Consider the following 466-nt stretch of genomic DNA (forward strand, 5'->3'; position numbering starts at 1 on the left):
ATGCCGCACTGTCTGCGGCCCTCAAGTTGCGCCACAAGCGCGTGAGCGACCTATCCCAAGTGGCTGCGGGCCTGGATGAGGCACTTTCGCAGCAGGGGCCTTTCCTGCTGGAGATCGACATGTTGGCCATCGGCAGCTTCAAGACCGCCTTTGCCGGTCCGCCGGTCAATGATAAGGAATCGGCCGCCGCCACTGCGGCCACTGTCTGAGGAGCCAGCGCATGTTGCACGTATCGATGATCGGATGCGGGGCCATCGGCCTGGGCGTCATGGAGATTTTGAAAAGCGATCCCGAGGTCGCCTTCGACCTGGTGGTGGTGCCCGAGGCGCACATGGAGCGTGCTCGCAGCGCTGTTTCCACGCTGGCGCCTGCGGCGCGGGTGGTATCGCGGCTGGGCGAGGAACGGCCCGACCTGTTGATCGAATGCGCCGGTCACCAGGCCATCGGCGAACACATCATCCCAGCG

2 pseudogenes are annotated in these 466 nt (G+C 64.6%); both read left to right on the forward strand.

Annotated elements, in window-relative coordinates:
- Window positions 1-209, forward strand: a pseudogene (locus I5W_RS28515) (thiamine pyrophosphate-binding protein); the annotation flags it as partial.
- Between the two features lie 11 nt (window positions 210-220).
- A pseudogene (locus I5W_RS28520) lies at window positions 221-466 on the forward strand (aspartate dehydrogenase); the annotation flags it as partial.

It is taken from the genome of Herbaspirillum sp. B65 (assembly GCF_000333555.1).
In the GTDB taxonomy this organism is placed as follows: Bacteria; Pseudomonadota; Gammaproteobacteria; order Burkholderiales; family Burkholderiaceae_D; genus Herbaspirillum; species Herbaspirillum rubrisubalbicans.